The sequence below is a fragment of the Streptomyces alanosinicus genome (assembly GCF_014650595.1).
GTDB lineage: Bacteria > Actinomycetota > Actinomycetes > Streptomycetales > Streptomycetaceae > Streptomyces > Streptomyces alanosinicus.
Genome location: NZ_BMVG01000013.1, coordinates 74,453 through 89,924, shown reverse-complemented (window position 1 = coordinate 89,924; position 15,472 = coordinate 74,453). Strand labels below are relative to the sequence as shown.

The window sequence follows — 15,472 nt, the reverse complement described above, 5'->3', positions numbered from 1 at the left end:
TTTCAGTCCTTCGAGGGGGTCGGATCGGCCGCCGCCTCGCCGACCCCCGGCAGCTTCTGCTCGGTCAGCAGCGCCAGCATCCTGGCGAGCTGCGTCTCGGTTCCGTCCTTGGTGATGCCGAGGCCGTTGAGGACGCCCTCGCCGTTCTCCTGCTCCAGGAGCGCGAGCAGGATGTGCTCGGTGCCGATGTAGTTGTGGCCGAGGCGCAGGGCCTCGCGGAAGGTGAGTTCCAGGGCCTTCTTGGCCTCGGGGCCGTAGGGGACGTCGTCCGAGGCGGCCGGGAGCGCGGCGGTCGCGGCCTGCCGCACGGCGTCCAGGAGGATGCCCCGCGCGGTGATCGCCTTGGCCGCGAGGCCCTCCGGCCCGGCCGGCAGGCCGAGGACCAGGTGCTCTGGACGGCCCTCGGGGTTGCGGGCCGCCACCGCCTCGCTGTGCGCCGCCATGACCACGTTCCGCGCGCGCGGGGTGTAGCGGCTGACGCCCTGGTCGGGGTCGAGACCGGCGGACTCCTTCGGCACGAACCGCTTCTGCGCCGCCTGCCGGGTCACTCCCATGCTCCGACCGATCTCGGTCCAGGACGCGCCGGAGCGCCGTCCGGGTTGGTCGCCATGTGTCAACCGTAGGTTGCGCCCCCAAAGGCGTCAGCCAGAAGTTGACAGGCCGCCTCGCGTCGGCCCGACCGGCCGCCTCCTCAGGGTCGCCCCCCTCAGGACTGCCCCCGCTCCTGCTCGTACATCACCACCAGGACGCCGTGCACCGGCTGGTCCGCGGCGTCCTCTTCCGTGCTGTCGACGAGTTCGGCCAGTGTCTCGCGCAGCCGCCGCGCCCGCTGCGGGGTCAGGCGCAGGTGGCGCAGGGTCAGCAGATGCTCCTCGGGGGAGCGGTCGACCTCCTGGGCGACGGCGTTCAGCAGGGCCGCCCGGTCGGCGGCGCGGGGCTCGGCGACCCGTAGTCGCCGTCCGGTCCGCCGGTAATAGTGCTCGGTGCCGCCCCGGACCTTGCGGGTCTCCGTGATGTGCACGAGCCCCGCCGTGTGCAGGGTCTTCAGGTGGTGCGCGACGCTCCCCTTGGCCGTGCCGAGGCGCACCGCCAACTGGCTGATGGTGGCGGCCTCATGGGTCAGCGCGAAGAGCAGCCGCTGTCGCAGCGGATGGGCGAGCGCGGCGAACTGCTCGGGCGTGGAGATGTCCAGCACGCCCGCGTCGGCGTGGTCGGGCGGTTCCGGTCCGGTCATGGCGTAAAGCGTCTAATTTCCTTGACGCTTTCGCAAGTCCGGTGCTCTACTCACCGCCATGACCACGCCAACAGCATCGCCCGCCCTCGTCGCCGACGTGCCCGCCGTCATCGCGGAGACCACCCGACTCCTCACCGCCCACTACGTCTTCCCCGAGGTGGCTGACCGGCTCGCCGCCCTCCTGCGCGCCCGGCTGGAGAAGGGCGCGTACGACACGGCCGACCCGGCCGAGCTCGGCGCCCGCGTCACCGCCGACCTCCAGTCCGAGAACGGCGATCAGCATCTGCGCCTGAAATTCCACCCCGAGCCGCTGCTGGAGGACGGGACCCAGGCCGATCTGGGCGCACTGCGACGCGAGTTCGCCGCCTCGCTGGGCGGCGTGCCGCGTGTGGAACTCCTCCAGGGCGCAGCCGCGCTGCTGGAACTCGCCCCGAAGCTCTTCCCGCTGGCCTGGGCGGCGGAGCCGCTGTCGGCCGCGCTCACGCTCATCGCGCGCGCGGACACGCTGATCCTGGACCTCAGGGAGACGGTGGGCGGTGATCCGGACGCGGTGGCGTTCGTGTGCAGCCATCTCCTGGACGGGCGGACCCACCTCAACACCCAGTACTGGCGCGCGGGCGACCGGTACGAGCAGTTCTGGACCCTTCCGCACGTTCCCGGCGCCCGCTTCGGCGGGGTCAAGCCGGTGTACGTCCTCACCAGCGGCCGTACGTTCTCCGCCGGCGAGGAACTCGCCTACGACCTGCAGCAGTTGGGGCGCGCGGTCGTCGTGGGCGAGACCACGCGGGGCGGGGCGCATCCGCGCGACGGGTGGGCGGTGCATCCGCACCTGGAGGCCTCGATCCCGGTCGGCCGCGCGATCAACCCCGTCTCCGGCACCAACTGGGAAGGCACCGGCGTACGCCCCGACGTCCCCTGCCCGGCCGACATGGCCCTGGACCGGGCTCTGCACCTGGCCGCAGGCGAACCGGCCCCCCGGCCCTGACGGCACGGGCACGCAGGCGAACCGGCCGCCCTTCCGGCGCCGCTCGCCCTTGCGGCCCGCCACTGCCGTGGGCGGCTACCTTGGTGTGGATCATCCGGATTGCCGCTCGCACCCGGGCCGCTCGCACCCGGGCCGCTCGCACCCCATCTCGCCCTGCCGCCACCCCCGTCATCCACAGCCTGTGGACAAAGCTCGGCCCGCTGTCGGTGGGGCGTGGCACGATCGACGGTGTGACCAGCACTGCCAGCACGGTGGAGCGGGCCTTCCGGGCCGCGCTCTACGACGACACCGACACCGGCCTCGACACCGGTGCCTCCCTGCTCGCCGCCGACCCCGCCTCGGACGCCGAACTCACCCGGCGGGGCGAGGAGTTCCTCGCGTCGGCCTGGCGGTGCGGCTGGCAGCCCGCCGATGTCGTACGACTGGTGCGGCGCGAGCTGGCGGACACGCATGTGCGCCTCGCCGCCGCGCTGATCCGCGCGCAGTCCGGGCGGGACCGCCGGCGCGGGCGCCGCTGGACCGCCCAGCTGGCGGACCTGCCCGCGGGCTCCGCCCGCGAGACCGACCGCTTCTCGCAGGCCACCACCGCGCTGGAGCTGTACCGCCTGCTGCTGCGCCTGCCCGCCCTGGAGCCGTTGGAGGACGAGACCCGGCGTGCCCCGGGCCCGGCCGCCTCCCGCATGCTCGCCCGTATCCGCGCCCTGCTCGCCAAGGCCGAGGCGACCGGGTATCCGGAGGAGGCCGAGGCCCTCAGCGCCAAGGCGCAGGAGCTGATGGCGCGGCACAGTGTCGACGAGGCGCTGCTCGCCGCCGAGGCGCCCGCACCGGACGCGCCCGGCGCCTGCCGGATCGGCGTCGAGCCGCCGTACGAACAGGCCAAGGCGGTCCTGCTCGACGCCGTGGCCGGAGCGAACAACTGCCGCGCGGTGTGGAACGAACCGCTGTGCTTCTCCACGGTCGTCGGCTTCGAGGCGGACCTGGAAGCGGTCGAGCTGCTCTACACCTCGCTGCTGGTGCAGGCCACGCACGCGATGACCACGGCGGAGGCCGCGCAGAGAGCCGGCGGAAGGAAGCGGACCAAGACCTTCCGGCAGTCCTTCCTGGCCGCCTACGCCCATCGCGTCGGCGACCGGCTCGCGGCGGCCGCCGAGACCCAGGTGACCCGGGATCTGCTGCCGGTCCTGGCCACCAGGGAGATAGCCGTCACCGACCGGTTGGAGCGCATGTTCCCCGAGACCACCACGACCCGGCTGCGTGGGGTGAGCGACGCGGCCGGGTGGACGGAGGGCGCGCGGGCGGCGGACCGGGCCCAGGTCAGGGCGCGCCCCAGGCTGGAGTGAGCGTTGCCCGCCGGCGGGTGTCCTCGCCCCGGGCGGGTGTCCTCGCCCCGAGCGGGTGTCCTCGCCCCGAGCGGGTGTCCCTGCCGGGAGCGAGAAGCCGCGCTCAGTCGCCGACCTGCTGGAAGGCGGTCACGGAGGCGTTCGGGCCGCTGCCGCCGGACTGCACGGCGACGGGGCCGTACGACCAGGGGAAGTCCCGGGAGGCGCTGCCGCCCGGCAGGGTGATGTTCAGGGTCTTCACCTCCAGGCTGCTCTTGCCGCCGTCCTCGCCGCGCACATAGCTGATGGTGAAGGACGCCGAGTCGCCCTTGGCGAGCTTCAGCTGCTGGGCCTTCGCGTCCTTGAGTGCCGGCACGTCGGTCTTGGCCTTGCCGGTGTTCAGGGAGACCCCCGCGAAGTGGTCCAGGGTGCAGGGTTTGCTCTGGTTGGTGATGCTGACCGGGATCTCACCCGTGTCCCCGGCCTTCGGCGCCACGCTCGCCGACCCGATCTGCACGGAGACCCCGCCGATCGCGCAGGCCGAGCTGTTCTTGCCGCTGGTCTTGCTCCCGCCGCCGTTGCAGGCGGTCAGCAGCAGGGCGGCGGCGAGAGCCGTGACGGTGAGCGGAATGGCGCGCATGAGCAAGTCCCATCGAGGTCGTGACGGTGCACCTGCATCATGGCGCCTGCGCCGCGCACCCGCTCGCGCACCCCTGCGGAATCACCGCTTCAGGTGGTGTTCCTCAAGTGGCTCACGCCGCCATCGACCCGGCTTCGTCATCGACCCGGCCCCGTCATTGCCCCGGCCTCACCGTCGACCCCGGCCTCGTCATTGCCCCGGCTTCGTCTTCGTCGGCAGCGTCGAGGGCAGCTTGCCGCCCTCGGCCTTGGTGTACGTCTCCTGGCCGGTCCCGCCCGACCAGGTCACCGTCATGCCCTTGCCGTCCACCGAGTCCACCATTCCGGTGGCCCGGTCCTTGTTGCCGTCGGGGCAGGTCAGATGGATCATCTGCATCCCCGACTCCTTGCCGGCGGTGCCCTGGCACCACGCCTTGCGCCCGGTCACGAAGAGACCGGCCTTCTTCCCGGTGATCACCAGGGCCACGATCTTGCCGCCGCTCGTGGTGAGCCAGCTGCCCTGGAGCTTGTCCGAAGCCCCGGTCACCTTTCCCGAGCCCGAGGAGGAGGCGGACGGGGCGGACGCGCTCGGCGTCGCGGAGGAGGCGGTCTTGCCGCCGTCCCCGCCGCCGCTGCACGCGGTCAGCGCGGCGAGCGCGCCCACGAGTCCCGCGGCCACGGTCGCCGTTCGCACCCTTGCAGTCGCAGAAGTCACCGGAAAGCTCCCCAAACTCGTAGCGGCCGGCCGCCCTCGGCCGGACGGCCCGCAGCAAGCTACCAGCTGGTCACCACGAGGACTTGCGGACGCCGGGCAGGAATCCGTTGTGAGCTTGCTCGCGCAGGCTCACCCTGGACAGGCCGAAGGCGCGCAGATAGCCGCGCGGCCGGCCGTCGACCTGGTCGCGGTTGCGTACGCGCGTGGCGCTCGCGTCCCGCGGCTGCCGGCGCAACTCGCCCTGGGCAGCGAGCCGTTCGGCCGCCGAGGACGAGGGCCGCCGGATGATCTCCTTCAGTTCGGCGCGCCGGGCGGCGTACCGGGCGACGGTCTCCTTGCGCTGCTCGTTCTTCGCGATCTTGCTCTTCTTCGCCATCAGACCCGCACCCCCCGCGCGCGGATCCGGGCCACGGCCGCCTCGACGCCGATCGTGTCCACGGTCTTGATCCCCTTCGTGCTCAGTCGCAGCCGGACGTACCGGCTCTCGCCGGGCAGCCAGTAGCGCTTGCTCTGGATGTTCGGGTCGAAGCGCCGGGAGGTGCGCCGGTGGGAGTGGGAGATGCGATGACCGAAGCCCGGCCGGGCCCCGGTGAGCATGCAGTGGGCGGACATGGTGACGTAACTCTCCTCAGACGTAGGTCGTAATGGAATTCATTTTCAGTAAGATAGCAGCATGGCACGCAACGAACTCCGCCCGGTCATCAGGCTCCGGTCCACCGCCGGGACCGGCTACACCTACGTGACCCGCAAGAACCGCCGCAACGACCCGGACCGTATGACGCTGCGCAAGTACGACCCGGTCGCCGGCCGGCACGTCGACTTCCGAGAGGAGCGCTGAGCCGCCATGCGCAAGGGAATCCACCCCGGGTACGGGCTCGTCGTGTTCCGTGACCGTGCCGCGAACCACGCCTTCCTCACCCGCTCGACGCTCTCGGCCGCGCCGGCCGGCAGGACGATCGAGTGGGAGGACGGCAACACCTACCCGGTGGTCGACGTCGAGATCTCGAACGTCAGCCACCCCTTCTACACCGGCACCGCGCGCGTGCTGGACACCGCCGGGCGCGTGGAGCGCTTCGAGCGCCGGTACGGGAAGCGGGGCGGCGCGTGAGCCTGGTGGTGGCCGTCGTCGGCGGGCTGCACACCGACGCGCGCAAGGCGGCCGTCGCGCGGTTGCTCGCCGAGGTGCCCGGCAGTGTCGTACTCCACCACGACCTCGCGACGGCCGCGGCCGGCACGGTCGTCCGTACGGTCCGCGACCGCGACGGCGTCCTGTCCGCGGGCGAGGCGCCCCTGGTCAACGACTGTGCGTGCTGCGCGCTGCGCGAGGACCTGGTGCCCGAGCTGCGCCGGCTCGCCGACGACGGCACGACCCGGCTCGCGATCGTCGAGCTGTGGGACTCGGTCGAGCCCAAGGCGATGGCCGAGGTGGTCACCTCCGGCGGGCTGACCGTCACATCCGTGATCACCGCGGTGGACCCCGCGCTGGTGCTGCCGTATCTCGCCAATGGCGACGACCTCGCCGAGGCCGGTCTCGCCGCGGCCGCCACCGACCGGCGCACGGTCGCCGACACCTTCGCCCGGCAACTGGAGTACGCCCCCGTCCTCGCCCTGGCCGACTCTCCGGAGGCGGACGACGAGGACCGTGAGCTGCTGGCGCAGCTCCACCCGACGGCCCGCCAGGTTCCGATCGGCCACGGAGGCCTGGCGGGCCCCACACCCCCGAGCGCCGCATCCACAGCGGCTGCACCCGCACCGGAACCCGCAGCTGCACGTGCACCAGGGCAGGCCCCCGGGCTCGGCCCGCTGGCCCGGGCGGCCCTCGCCGGCTTCGACGTGGAGGCCGCCGCGGCCGCCCAGCACCCGGCCTGCGCCCTGCTGCCCGCCGAGGCCGACCAGCACGGTGTGTCGACGCTGGTCTGGCACCGGCGCCGGCCCTTCCACCCGGAGCGGCTGTATGCGGCGCTGGAGGATCTGACCTGCGCCGCGGCCCGCAGCCGGGGCCGGTTCTGGCTCGCCGACAAGCCGGACGCGCTGCTCCACTGGGACGCGGCCGGCGGGGCGCTGTGCGTCGAGAGCGCCGGCCTGTGGCTGGCCGCGCTGCCCGATGCGGCCTGGGAGATGGTCCCGCCGATGCGCCGGGCCGCGGCGGCGCTGGACTGGCACGCCGAGCACGGCGACTGCTGCAACCACCTCGTGTTCACCTCGCCCGGCCTCGACCGTGACGGACTGGCGCACCTGTTGGAGTCCTGCCTGCTCACCGATGCCGAGTACGCCGCCGGGCGCGATGCCTGGAAGCGGCTGCCGTCCGCCTTCGACACCCTGCTGGAGATCTGATGTCCCCCGCGAGCGATCGCAAGCCCGCCCGCAACCGCCCCAACCCCCTGGACCAGGCCCAGATCGCATACATCGACTACAAGGACACCGACCTGCTGCGAAAGTTCCTCTCCGACCGCGGCAAGATCCGCAGCCACCGGGTCACCCGCGTCACCGCCCGGCAGCAGCGACAGCTGGCGCGGGCCGTCAAGAACGCCCGCGAGATGGCGCTGCTGCCGTACGCCGGTCGCTGAGCGCGGCACAAGCAGCTGATCACCCCGTATAGGTAGGCGTTTCCCTACGCTTGACTGGTAGGTAAACGCCTACCTATTGTCGTACCCATGACCATCACTCACGCCTCCTTCGTCACCCTCCCCGTCTCCGACCAGGACCGCGCCCTGCGCTTCTACACGGATGTCCTCGGTCTGGAGGTCACCGCCGACCGGGACATGCCCCAGGGGCGCTGGCTCCAGGTGGCCCCCGAGGGCGCGCAGACCGTCTTCACGCTCTCCGGGCCGGGCATGGGCGATTTCGGACCCGGTTCGGCACGGGGGATCATGTTGGTGACGACCGATGTCGACGCCGACTGCGCGCGCCTTGCCGCGGCCGGGATCGCCTTACAGGGACCGGACGACCTTCCCTGGGGGCGCATGGCCTCCTTCGCGGACCCCGACGGCAACGGTCTGATGCTGCTGACGGAGAAGGAAGGCTTCTGACCACTCCATGAACGGGACGGGTACCGCCGCCGAGGACCGTGTCTTCGCCGCGCTCGCCAACGCCACCCGCCGCGAGGTGCTGCGGCTGCTGCGCGAGCGCGGACCGCAGCCCGTCCAGGCCCTGGCCGACCACTTCGACATGCGCCGCCCGAGCCTCTCGGAACACCTCAAGGTGCTCCGGGAGGCCGGCCTCGTCTCCGAGCAGCGCTCCGGACGGCAGCGCATCTACCGCCTGGAGGCGGCCCCGCTTGCCGAGGTGCAGGACTGGCTCCACCCGTACGAGCGGTTCTGGCGCGAGCAGCTGAAGGGCCTCGGCGATCTCCTCGACCGCCTGCCCGACGATGATCAGCGATGAGCGCCGAACCCGATGACGATCTGACGACCCTCCGCGTCGACCAGTTCTTCCCGCATCCGCCCGCCAAGGTCTGGCGCGCCCTGACCGAGCCCGACCTGCTCGTGCAGTGGCAGATGCCCGGCGCCGGGGACTTCCGGCTGGAGGTCGGCCACCGGTACCGGATGACCTCCGTCCCGCGTCCCAACTCCCGCTTCTCCGGGGTCGTGGAGGTGCGGGTCCTGGCCTACGACATCGAGCGGATGCTGTCCGTCCGCTGGGCCGACGCCGATCCGGCCAACCCCGCCGACTGGACCATCACCTGGACCCTGGAACAGGAAGGGCGCGGTACGCGTCTCTTTCTAGTGCACGAGGGGTTCGATCCGGACGACCCGGCTCAGCTGATGGCGCGGAAGATCATGGACGGGGGATGGCGGGGGCATGTCCTGCCCGCACTGGGGCAAACGCTGGAACAGCTCGATTGAGAGGCCGTCGGCCGCGGTGGACAGCCGTCGGTACAGGTCGTGGGATCACTTCGGTAAAGCGGACGTCAAACCTGTAACCGAGGGAACACCCCTCGTGCACGTGCATTTGCTCAAGCATCTGCACGTGAACGGGGTTATGATCCGGGTCAGTTGACCACAGCATCTATGGCCACATCAGCCAGTGCACCACCGGGGAGCGACCTGTGGACCACGACGTTGACGGCGTGTACGGGGGGTACGACGTGTACAACGGCATGGCTGCCGCGCAGCTGGTCGGAGTGGCCTGGCAGAAGAGCAGGCACAGCAACTCGCAGGGCTCCTGCGTGGAGTTCGCCCGGTTGCCGGGCGGTGAGGTCGCCGTACGCAACTCACGCTTTCCGGACGGTCCGGCGCTCGTCTACACGCGCGCGGAGATCGAGGCCATGCTGCTCGGCATCAAGGACGGCGAGTTCGACCACCTGATCGTCGGCTGACGTCCGGGCGGGGCGGGCCCCCGGTGGCAACGATGTCGGATGCGAGGGAATCGGATGCGAGGGAATCGGATGCGAGGGAATCGGGCGGCGGAAGAGGCGGAGCGACGCGCGTAGAAACCGGGCGCTCGTCGGTGCTGCTCCGTGTCATCCGGTCGGCCGGAGCCGGAACAGCGCCCAGACGACCTTGCCGTCGAGGGTGCCTCCGAGGGGGTGCCAGCCCCAGCTGTCGGCGAAGGAGTCGACCAGGAACAGCCCGCGACCGGACTCGGCCGAGAAGTCGTCCGAGTCGCGCGGCGCCGGCGTCTCCTGGCTCGGGTCGCGCACCGCGCACACCAGCCGCTCGGTCCAGCGCATCAGATCCAGCCGTACGGGCGCGGCGTGTTCGGCGCATCCCGGGTCGGCCGGCACCGCATGGCGCAGGGCGTTGGTGACGAGTTCGGAGACGACGAGGCATGTGTCGTCGAAGCGGTCGCCGACGTCCCACTTGTCGAGGGTGTCGCGGGTGAAGTGCCGGGCCTCGCGCACCGCCTCGTAACGGGCGGGCAGGGCGCAGGAGGCGGCATCGGACACGGCTGCGGGATCCAACGGCGGAAGGCCCTGCCGTAACGGCTTGAGCATGGTCGATCCATTCGTCCCCATGCGAGGCACTCCCGGGAATTCGCGGTCGTTGCGATGCAGCGGTGGCGCGGCACCATGGTTTCCGATGCGCAGAGCAGATGCAAGGGCAGATGCACGTGCACGCGACCGAAATGGCCCTGACCGTACCGCTTCTTGGCCATTTTTTCCGCCATCTTCTCTGCCTTTGCCGCCAGTGGTCCTGACCTCTTCCCGACCACACCAGGCAGAAACGGCTCACCTCTTTCCGTTTCCGTAACCGGACGAGTACTGCTCGAAGTGTTTTAGTGGCAGACTGCGGGCCCTGAAGACGGTTGGGGAGGCTGGCGAACGTGAGCGCGGGAGAGCCCGGATCGGTGGTGCGGCGGATGCTGCTCGGCTCGCAACTCAGGCGACTGCGTGAAGCACGGGGGATCACGCGCGAGGCGGCGGGTTACTCGATCCGCGCCTCCGAATCGAAGATCAGCCGGATGGAGCTGGGCCGGGTGAGCTTCAAGACCAGAGACGTCGAGGACCTGCTGACGCTGTACGGCATCACCGACGACGTGGAGCGCGAGTCGCTGCTCTCCCTGGCCCGGGAAGCCAATGTGGCCGGCTGGTGGCACAGCTACACGGACGTCCTGCCCAGCTGGTTCCCCACCTACGTGGGCCTGGAGGGCGCCGCGTCCCTCATCCGTGTCTATGAGGTCCAGTTCGTCCACGGCCTGCTCCAGACCGAGGAGTACGCCCGCGCGGTGGTCCGGCGCGGTATGAAGGGCGCGAGCCCGGCCGACGTCGAGCGCCGGGTCGCGCTGCGGCTGGAGCGGCAGCGGCACCTGCTCGCGGGCGGCGCCTCCGAATTCCACTTCGTCCTCGACGAGGCCGCCCTGCGCCGCCCCTATGGTGACCGCGAGGTGATGCGCGGCCAGCTCCAGCACCTCATCGAGGTCTCCGAGCGGCCCAACGTACGGCTGCAGATCATGCCGTTCGGCTTCGGCGGGCACTCCGGCGAGAGCGGCGCCTTCACCATCCTCAGCTTCCCCGACGCCGATCTGTCCGACGTCGTCTATATGGAGCAGCTCAGCAGCGCCCTCTACCTGGACAAACGCGAGGACGTCGCCCAGTACGAGCAGGCGCTGAAGGAACTCCAGCAGGACAGCCCGGGACCCGATGAGAGCCGGGACCTGCTCCGTGGACTTCTCCAGCTGTCCTGAGCGGACTCCGGACTTTCCCGAGCGGTCCTCTTCTGTCTCGAGATGAATCCTTCAACTCACTTTAAACACAAGTACGATGACGTGTGATCAGGCATGGCGTAGATCTGGTGTCCGCTAGCGATTGAGGGATCACATGTCGTCCTACTTCACCGACCTGGCCCAGCAGTACATCGACGGCGAGTGGCGTCCGGGCACCGGCTCCTGGGACGTCATCGACTTCAACCCGTACGACGACGAGAAGCTCGCCTCGATCACGGTGGCCACGGTCGACGAGGTGGACCAGGCCTACCGGGCCGCCGCCCGCGCGCAGAAGCAGTGGGCCGGGACCAACCCCTATGCCCGCCGCGCGGTCTTCGACCGGGCGCTTCGCCTCATAGAGGACCGTGAGCAGGAGATAGCCGACCTGATCATCGCGGAACTGGGCGGCACGCGCGTGAAGGCCGGTTTCGAGCTGCACCTCGCCAAGGAGTTCCTGCGCGAGTCGATCCATCTGGCGCTGCGCCCCGAGGGCAGGATCCTGCCCTCCCCGGTCGACGGCAAGGAGAACCGCGTCTACCGGGTGCCGGTGGGCGTCGTGGGCGTGATCAGCCCCTTCAACTTCCCCTTCCTGCTGTCGCTGAAGTCGGTCGCCCCGGCGCTCGCGCTCGGCAACGCCGTGGTCCTCAAGCCCCACCAGAACACCCCCATCGCCGGCGGCACCCTGATCGCCAAGATCTTCGAGGAGGCCGGGCTGCCCGGCGGCCTGCTCAATGTCGTCATCACCGACATCGCCGAGATCGGCGACGCGTTCATCGAGCACCCCGTGCCGAAGCTCATCTCCTTCACCGGCTCCGACAAGGTCGGCCGGCACGTGGCCACCGTCTGCGCCGCGAACTTCAAGCGCTCGGTGCTCGAACTGGGCGGCAACAGCGCGCTGGTGGTCCTGGACGACGCCGACATCGACTACGCGGTGGACGCGGCGGTCTTCAGCCGGTTCGTCCACCAGGGCCAGGTCTGTATGGCCGCCAACCGGGTCCTCGTGGACGCGTCCGTCGCCGAGGAGTTCACCGAGAAGTTCGTCGCCAAGGTCCGCACCCTGAAGGTCGGCGACCCGCGCGACCCGCAGACCGTCATCGGCCCGGTGATCAACTCCCAGCAGGCGGGCGCCATTTCCGGCACCGTCGAGCAGGCGCTCGCCGAGGGCGCCACGGCCCTCGTCCAGGGCGCCACGTCGGGGAACCTGGTCGGGCCCAGCGTGCTCACCGGCATCCCCGCCGACTCCGCGCTGCTCCACCAGGAGGTCTTCGGCCCGGTCGTCTTCCTCGTCCCGTTCGACGGCGAGGAGGAGGCGCTGCGGATCGTCAACGACACCCCGTACGGCCTCAGCGGCGCCGTCCACACGGGCGACATCGAGCGGGGCGTCGCCTTCGCCAAGCAGGTCGACACCGGGATGTTCCATGTGAACGACGGCACGGTCCACGACGAGCCGATCGTGCCGTTCGGCGGCGAGAAGCACTCCGGCCTCGGCCGCCTCAACGGAGAGACGACGCTGGAGTCCTTCACGACCGTCAAGTGGATCTCGGTGCAGCACGGCCGCAGCGGCTTCCCGTTCTAGCCGCCCCCGCGCAGGGCCGCTGTTCCCCGGTCTCCCCGGTCTCCCCTGTCTCCCCGGTCTCTTCCGCCGGTTTTTTCGAAGACCGGGCTGTTTGCGCTGCTATTGAGGACGGAAGCTGACCTAAATGGTCCGTAGTGTCGTCGGTGTCAGGGGGCAGGCGGCCCCGGTGACGGTGAGGAGAGGCGGTCGGCCATGGTCAAGCACGTACCGGCGGAGGAGAAGGGCGACGAGCGCGGGGCGCTGCTCGCGTTCATCGAGGAACAGCGCGGCGGCATCCGCCGGGCCCTGCTCGGGCTGACCGAGGAGCAGGCCCGCACCCGCCCCAGCGTCAGCGAACTGTCGCTCGGCGGACTGCTCAAGCATGTCGCCGAGGTCGAGCAGTCCTGGATCGCGCGGGCCAAGCAGGAGCCGCCCGCCATCCGGCGCGACGAGTCCAACTGGCACGAGACCTACCAGCTGGTCGGCGAGGAGACGGTCGCCTCGCAGCTGGCGTACTGGGAGCAGGTCGCCGCCGAGACGGAGAAGTTCATCCGCTCCGCGCCGAGCCTGGACGACTCCTTCCCGCTGCCGCCGGACCCCTGGTTCCCGCCGGAGGGCAGGGTCTCGCTGCGCTGGGTGTGTCTGCACCTGATCCGCGAGACGGCCCGGCACGCCGGCCACGCCGACATCATCCGTGAGTCCCTGGACGGCAAGACCGCCTTCGAGCTGGTGGCCCAGGAACAGGGCGCCTCCTGAGGGTGAGCGCGGGGCGGGCGGCCGTACGGCCATAACCTGGACCGCATGTCAGCGATCCGTCTTCTCGTGCTGGGCGCGGTCCGCCAGCACGGGCGGGCCCACGGCTACCAGGTGCGCGGCGACCTGGAGTACTGGGGCGCGCACGAGTGGTCCAACGCCAAGCCGGGCTCGATCTACCACGCCCTGAAACAGATGGCCAGGCAAGGGCTGCTGCACGCGCACGAGGTCGCTCCGTCCACGGCCGGCGGTCCGCCCCGTACCGAGTACGAGCTGACCGACCGGGGGACCGAGGAGTACTTCACCCTGCTGCGCGCCGCGCTCGTCACCTACGACCAGCGCGGCGACATGAAGACGGCGGCCATCGGCTTCATGGTCGACCTGCCGAGGGCCGAGGCGGTCGCGCTGCTGAAGGAGCGCACGCACCGCATCGAGGCGTGGCGCTCCTCGGTCACCGAGCACTATGTGCCCGAGGAGGGGCCGGCGCGGCTCGGCCACATCGGCGAGATCATGAACATGTGGGTCCACACGGCCGACTCCGAGGCCGCGTGGACCCGGGGCCTCGTCGAGCGCATCGAGAACGGCGCCTACACCTTCGCCGGCGAGGGCGAACCGTTCGTCGGCGTCCTCGCCGAGGACGAGGAGAACCCGTACGCGACGGCGGAGCGACACCCCGGGGACGACCGCTGACGTCACGCGCGCGTGACGTCAGTGGTGGAAGCCGGTCGCCGTCTCCTTGTCCCGGGTCAGGGGGTGCGGCTGCCGGCGCAGCCCGGGCAGGAGGCGTTCCAGGTCGGCGAGGAACAGGTCGGCCAGGTCGTGGGAGAAACCGTTGCGGCACACGACCCGGAGCACGGACAGGTCCTCCCGGTTGGCCGGGAAGGTGTACGCGGGCACCAGCCAGCCGCTCTCGCGCAGCCGCCGGGAGACGTCGAAGACGTCGTACGACGTCACGTGGTCGGCGGTGGTGAAGGCGAACACGGGCAGCTCGTCGCCCCGGGTGAGCAGCCGGAAGTCGCCGAGCGCCGCGATCCGTCCGGCGAGCCCGGTCGCCACGTCCCGCGAGGCCTGCTGCACCGCCCGGTAGCCGTCCCGGCCCAGGCGCAGGAACGTGTAGTACTGCGCGACCACCTGGGCGCCGGGGCGGGAGAAGTTGAGCGCGAAGGTGGGCATGTCGCCGCCCAGGTAGTTGACCCGGAAGACGAGTTCCTCGGGCAGCGCCTCCCTGTCCCGCCACAGCGCCCAGCCGACGCCCGGGTAGACCAGGCCGTACTTGTGCCCCGAGGTGTTGATCGACGCCACGCGCGGGAGGCGGAAGTCCCAGACGAGGTCCTCGTCGAGGAAGGGGGCGATCATGCCGCCGGACGCGCCGTCCACATGCACCGGGATGTCGAGGCCGGTGCGCTCCTGGAGGGCGTCCAGGGCCGCACAGAGGTCGGCGACCGGTTCGTAGGAGCCGTCGAAGGTGGAGCCGAGGACGGCCACGACCCCGATGGTGTTCTCGTCGCACAGCTCGGCGGCGGCCCGCGGGTCCAGATGGAAGCGGTCGCCCTCCATGGGCACCAGCCGGGCCTCCACCTCCCAGAAGTTGCAGAACTTCTCCCAGCACACCTGGACATTGACGCCCATGACCAGGTTGGGCCGGGCGCCGCCCGGGTACCGGTCGGTGTTGCGCGTGGCCCAGCGGCGCTTGAGCGCCATCCCGGCGAGCATGCACGCCTCGCTGGACCCGGTCGTCGAACAGCCCACCGCGGCCGACGGGTCCGGCGCGTTCCACAGGTCGGCGAGCATCGCCACACTGCGCCGCTCCAGCTCGGCCGTGCGCGGGTACTCGTCCTTGTCGATCATGTTCTTGTCCCGGCATTCCGCCATCAGCACCCCGGCCTGCGGCTCCATCCAGGTCGTGACGAACGTGGCCAGATTCAGCCGGGAGTTGCCGTCCAGCATCAGCTCGTCGTGCACCAGCTGATAGGCCGTCGACGGGGGCAGCGGCGCGTCCGGGAGCCGGTGTGTGGGCGGGGCCTCGGTCATGCCACCGACCGGGTTGGCCTCCCCGAAGAACGGGTTGACCGACAGCGTCCGCTCGTCGTGTTTCGCGGGACCTTTGTGCAGGGCCATGAAGGGTGCCTCCGGGGAAAGGTGGGGAAAG

Annotated in this window: 21 protein-coding genes and 1 pseudogene; 14 read left to right on the top strand and 8 right to left on the bottom strand. The window is 70.8% G+C overall.

The features are described 5' to 3' along the window. Positions 1-2 precede the first annotated feature (2 nt). Together IE277_RS25250 and IE277_RS25245 are read right to left on the bottom strand one after the other, a co-directional pair. Positions 3-611, bottom strand: a pseudogene (locus IE277_RS25250) (Clp protease N-terminal domain-containing protein); the annotation flags it as partial. A 95-nt stretch (positions 612-706) separates the two neighbouring features. Next, on the bottom strand, positions 707-1,234 hold the full coding sequence (locus IE277_RS25245) for an ArsR/SmtB family transcription factor (RefSeq protein WP_189955978.1): 528 nt from the start codon (positions 1,232-1,234) through the stop codon (positions 707-709). Positions 1,235-1,292: 58 nt separating this feature from the next. On the opposite strand from IE277_RS25245, the gene IE277_RS25240 reads away from it, so the two are divergent. Both IE277_RS25240 and IE277_RS25235 read left to right on the top strand, forming a co-directional pair. Then, on the top strand, positions 1,293-2,219 hold the full coding sequence (locus IE277_RS25240) for a S41 family peptidase (protein WP_189955977.1): 927 nt from the start codon (positions 1,293-1,295) through the stop codon (positions 2,217-2,219). Positions 2,220-2,449: 230 nt separating this feature from the next. Next, complete coding sequence (locus IE277_RS25235) at positions 2,450-3,559, top strand: DUF2786 domain-containing protein (RefSeq protein ID WP_189955976.1); 1,110 nt, start codon at positions 2,450-2,452, stop codon at positions 3,557-3,559. A gap of 103 nt (positions 3,560-3,662) precedes the next feature. Here IE277_RS25235 and IE277_RS25230 read toward each other — a convergent pair whose 3' ends face one another. The 4 genes from IE277_RS25230 to rpmB all read right to left on the bottom strand — a co-directional run bounded on the left by IE277_RS25230 (position 3,663) and on the right by rpmB (position 5,483). Continuing rightward, entirely contained in the window at positions 3,663-4,178 is a 516-nt protein-coding gene (locus tag IE277_RS25230) for a DUF4232 domain-containing protein (protein ID WP_189955975.1), read from the bottom strand. A 189-nt stretch (positions 4,179-4,367) separates the two neighbouring features. Beyond that, positions 4,368-4,871: a hypothetical protein gene (locus IE277_RS25225; protein WP_229881949.1), complete on the bottom strand. Its 504-nt coding sequence runs from the start codon at positions 4,869-4,871 to the stop codon at positions 4,368-4,370. Positions 4,872-4,941: 70 nt separating this feature from the next. Further along, positions 4,942-5,247 (bottom strand): 30S ribosomal protein S14, encoded by a 306-nt coding sequence (rpsN, locus tag IE277_RS25220; RefSeq protein ID WP_189955974.1) that lies wholly within the window; start codon positions 5,245-5,247, stop codon positions 4,942-4,944. After that, positions 5,247-5,483: a 50S ribosomal protein L28 gene (gene rpmB, locus IE277_RS25215; RefSeq protein WP_189955973.1), complete on the bottom strand. Its 237-nt coding sequence runs from the start codon at positions 5,481-5,483 to the stop codon at positions 5,247-5,249. Before rpmB ends, rpsN begins: the two co-directional genes overlap by 1 nt. 61 nt (positions 5,484-5,544) lie before the next feature. Between rpmB and rpmG the strand changes: the two genes are divergently transcribed. The 8 genes from rpmG (at position 5,545) to IE277_RS25175 (ending at position 9,189) form a co-directional block, all read left to right on the top strand. After that, positions 5,545-5,709, top strand: a complete 165-nt coding sequence (gene rpmG, locus IE277_RS25210; RefSeq protein ID WP_064067341.1) for a 50S ribosomal protein L33 — start codon at positions 5,545-5,547, stop codon at positions 5,707-5,709. Between the two features lie 6 nt (positions 5,710-5,715). Then, complete coding sequence (locus tag IE277_RS25205; RefSeq protein WP_189955972.1) at positions 5,716-5,979, top strand: type B 50S ribosomal protein L31; 264 nt, start codon at positions 5,716-5,718, stop codon at positions 5,977-5,979. Then, entirely contained in the window at positions 5,976-7,205 is a 1,230-nt protein-coding gene (locus tag IE277_RS25200; RefSeq protein ID WP_189955971.1) for a CobW family GTP-binding protein, read from the top strand. Before IE277_RS25205 ends, IE277_RS25200 begins: the two co-directional genes overlap by 4 nt. Beyond that, complete coding sequence (rpsR, locus tag IE277_RS25195) at positions 7,205-7,438, top strand: 30S ribosomal protein S18 (RefSeq protein ID WP_189955970.1); 234 nt, start codon at positions 7,205-7,207, stop codon at positions 7,436-7,438. The genes IE277_RS25200 and rpsR overlap by 1 nt, the downstream gene beginning before the upstream one ends. An 87-nt stretch (positions 7,439-7,525) precedes the next feature. Further along, on the top strand, positions 7,526-7,900 hold the full coding sequence (locus tag IE277_RS25190) for a VOC family protein (RefSeq protein WP_189955969.1): 375 nt from the start codon (positions 7,526-7,528) through the stop codon (positions 7,898-7,900). A 7-nt stretch (positions 7,901-7,907) separates the two neighbouring features. Further along, a complete protein-coding gene (locus IE277_RS25185) occupies positions 7,908-8,255 on the top strand; it encodes an ArsR/SmtB family transcription factor (RefSeq protein ID WP_189955968.1) in 348 nt (115 codons plus the stop codon). Further along, positions 8,252-8,716: an SRPBCC family protein gene (locus tag IE277_RS25180; RefSeq protein ID WP_189955967.1), complete on the top strand. Its 465-nt coding sequence runs from the start codon at positions 8,252-8,254 to the stop codon at positions 8,714-8,716. Before IE277_RS25185 ends, IE277_RS25180 begins: the two co-directional genes overlap by 4 nt. Positions 8,717-8,919: 203 nt before the next feature. Continuing rightward, entirely contained in the window at positions 8,920-9,189 is a 270-nt protein-coding gene (locus IE277_RS25175) for a DUF397 domain-containing protein (protein WP_189955966.1), read from the top strand. A 144-nt stretch (positions 9,190-9,333) separates the two neighbouring features. Here the strand turns inward: IE277_RS25175 and IE277_RS25170 are convergent, their stop codons facing one another. Next, positions 9,334-9,807 (bottom strand): ATP-binding protein, encoded by a 474-nt coding sequence (locus tag IE277_RS25170; protein WP_189955965.1) that lies wholly within the window; start codon positions 9,805-9,807, stop codon positions 9,334-9,336. Between the two features lie 353 nt (positions 9,808-10,160). Here IE277_RS25170 and IE277_RS25165 point away from each other — a divergent pair, with 353 nt between their 5' ends. The 4 genes from IE277_RS25165 (at position 10,161) to IE277_RS25150 (ending at position 14,013) form a co-directional block, all read left to right on the top strand. Continuing rightward, positions 10,161-10,997 (top strand): Sco1979 family transcriptional regulator, encoded by an 837-nt coding sequence (locus IE277_RS25165; protein ID WP_506005344.1) that lies wholly within the window; start codon positions 10,161-10,163, stop codon positions 10,995-10,997. A gap of 133 nt (positions 10,998-11,130) precedes the next feature. Further along, positions 11,131-12,591 carry an aldehyde dehydrogenase family protein gene (locus IE277_RS25160; RefSeq protein ID WP_189955964.1) on the top strand — a complete coding sequence of 487 codons (1,461 nt, stop codon included), beginning with the start codon at positions 11,131-11,133 and terminating at the stop codon, positions 12,589-12,591. A 192-nt stretch (positions 12,592-12,783) separates the two neighbouring features. Then, positions 12,784-13,326: a DinB family protein gene (locus IE277_RS25155; RefSeq protein WP_189955963.1), complete on the top strand. Its 543-nt coding sequence runs from the start codon at positions 12,784-12,786 to the stop codon at positions 13,324-13,326. Positions 13,327-13,371: 45 nt separating this feature from the next. Beyond that, positions 13,372-14,013, top strand: coding sequence for a PadR family transcriptional regulator (locus IE277_RS25150; RefSeq protein WP_189955962.1), 642 nt, complete (start codon positions 13,372-13,374; stop codon positions 14,011-14,013). Between the two features lie 18 nt (positions 14,014-14,031). On the opposite strand, the gene gad is transcribed toward IE277_RS25150, so the two are convergent. Then, a complete protein-coding gene (gad, locus tag IE277_RS25145) occupies positions 14,032-15,441 on the bottom strand; it encodes a glutamate decarboxylase (protein WP_189955961.1) in 1,410 nt (469 codons plus the stop codon). Positions 15,442-15,472 lie beyond the last annotated feature (31 nt).

Excerpts from the sequence above, each read along its gene's own strand:
- IE277_RS25155 (WP_189955963.1), top strand. The coding sequence starts at position 12,784 with ATGGTCAAGCACGTACCGGCGGAGGAGAAGGGCGACGAGCGCGGGGCG.
- rpmB (WP_189955973.1), bottom strand. The coding sequence starts at position 5,483 with ATGTCCGCCCACTGCATGCTCACCGGGGCCCGGCCGGGCTTCGGTCAT.
- IE277_RS25240 (WP_189955977.1), top strand. The coding sequence starts at position 1,293 with ATGACCACGCCAACAGCATCGCCCGCCCTCGTCGCCGACGTGCCCGCC.
- IE277_RS25230 (WP_189955975.1), bottom strand. The coding sequence starts at position 4,178 with ATGCGCGCCATTCCGCTCACCGTCACGGCTCTCGCCGCCGCCCTGCTG.
- IE277_RS25170 (WP_189955965.1), bottom strand. The coding sequence starts at position 9,807 with ATGCTCAAGCCGTTACGGCAGGGCCTTCCGCCGTTGGATCCCGCAGCC.
- IE277_RS25190 (WP_189955969.1), top strand. The coding sequence starts at position 7,526 with ATGACCATCACTCACGCCTCCTTCGTCACCCTCCCCGTCTCCGACCAG.
- IE277_RS25180 (WP_189955967.1), top strand. The coding sequence starts at position 8,252 with ATGAGCGCCGAACCCGATGACGATCTGACGACCCTCCGCGTCGACCAG.
- IE277_RS25205 (WP_189955972.1), top strand. The coding sequence starts at position 5,716 with ATGCGCAAGGGAATCCACCCCGGGTACGGGCTCGTCGTGTTCCGTGAC.
- gad (WP_189955961.1), bottom strand. The coding sequence starts at position 15,441 with ATGGCCCTGCACAAAGGTCCCGCGAAACACGACGAGCGGACGCTGTCG.
- rpsN (WP_189955974.1), bottom strand. The coding sequence starts at position 5,247 with ATGGCGAAGAAGAGCAAGATCGCGAAGAACGAGCAGCGCAAGGAGACC.
- rpmG (WP_064067341.1), top strand. The coding sequence starts at position 5,545 with ATGGCACGCAACGAACTCCGCCCGGTCATCAGGCTCCGGTCCACCGCC.
- rpsR (WP_189955970.1), top strand. The coding sequence starts at position 7,205 with ATGTCCCCCGCGAGCGATCGCAAGCCCGCCCGCAACCGCCCCAACCCC.
- IE277_RS25245 (WP_189955978.1), bottom strand. The coding sequence starts at position 1,234 with ATGACCGGACCGGAACCGCCCGACCACGCCGACGCGGGCGTGCTGGAC.
- IE277_RS25150 (WP_189955962.1), top strand. The coding sequence starts at position 13,372 with ATGTCAGCGATCCGTCTTCTCGTGCTGGGCGCGGTCCGCCAGCACGGG.
- IE277_RS25160 (WP_189955964.1), top strand. The coding sequence starts at position 11,131 with ATGTCGTCCTACTTCACCGACCTGGCCCAGCAGTACATCGACGGCGAG.
- IE277_RS25185 (WP_189955968.1), top strand. The coding sequence starts at position 7,908 with ATGAACGGGACGGGTACCGCCGCCGAGGACCGTGTCTTCGCCGCGCTC.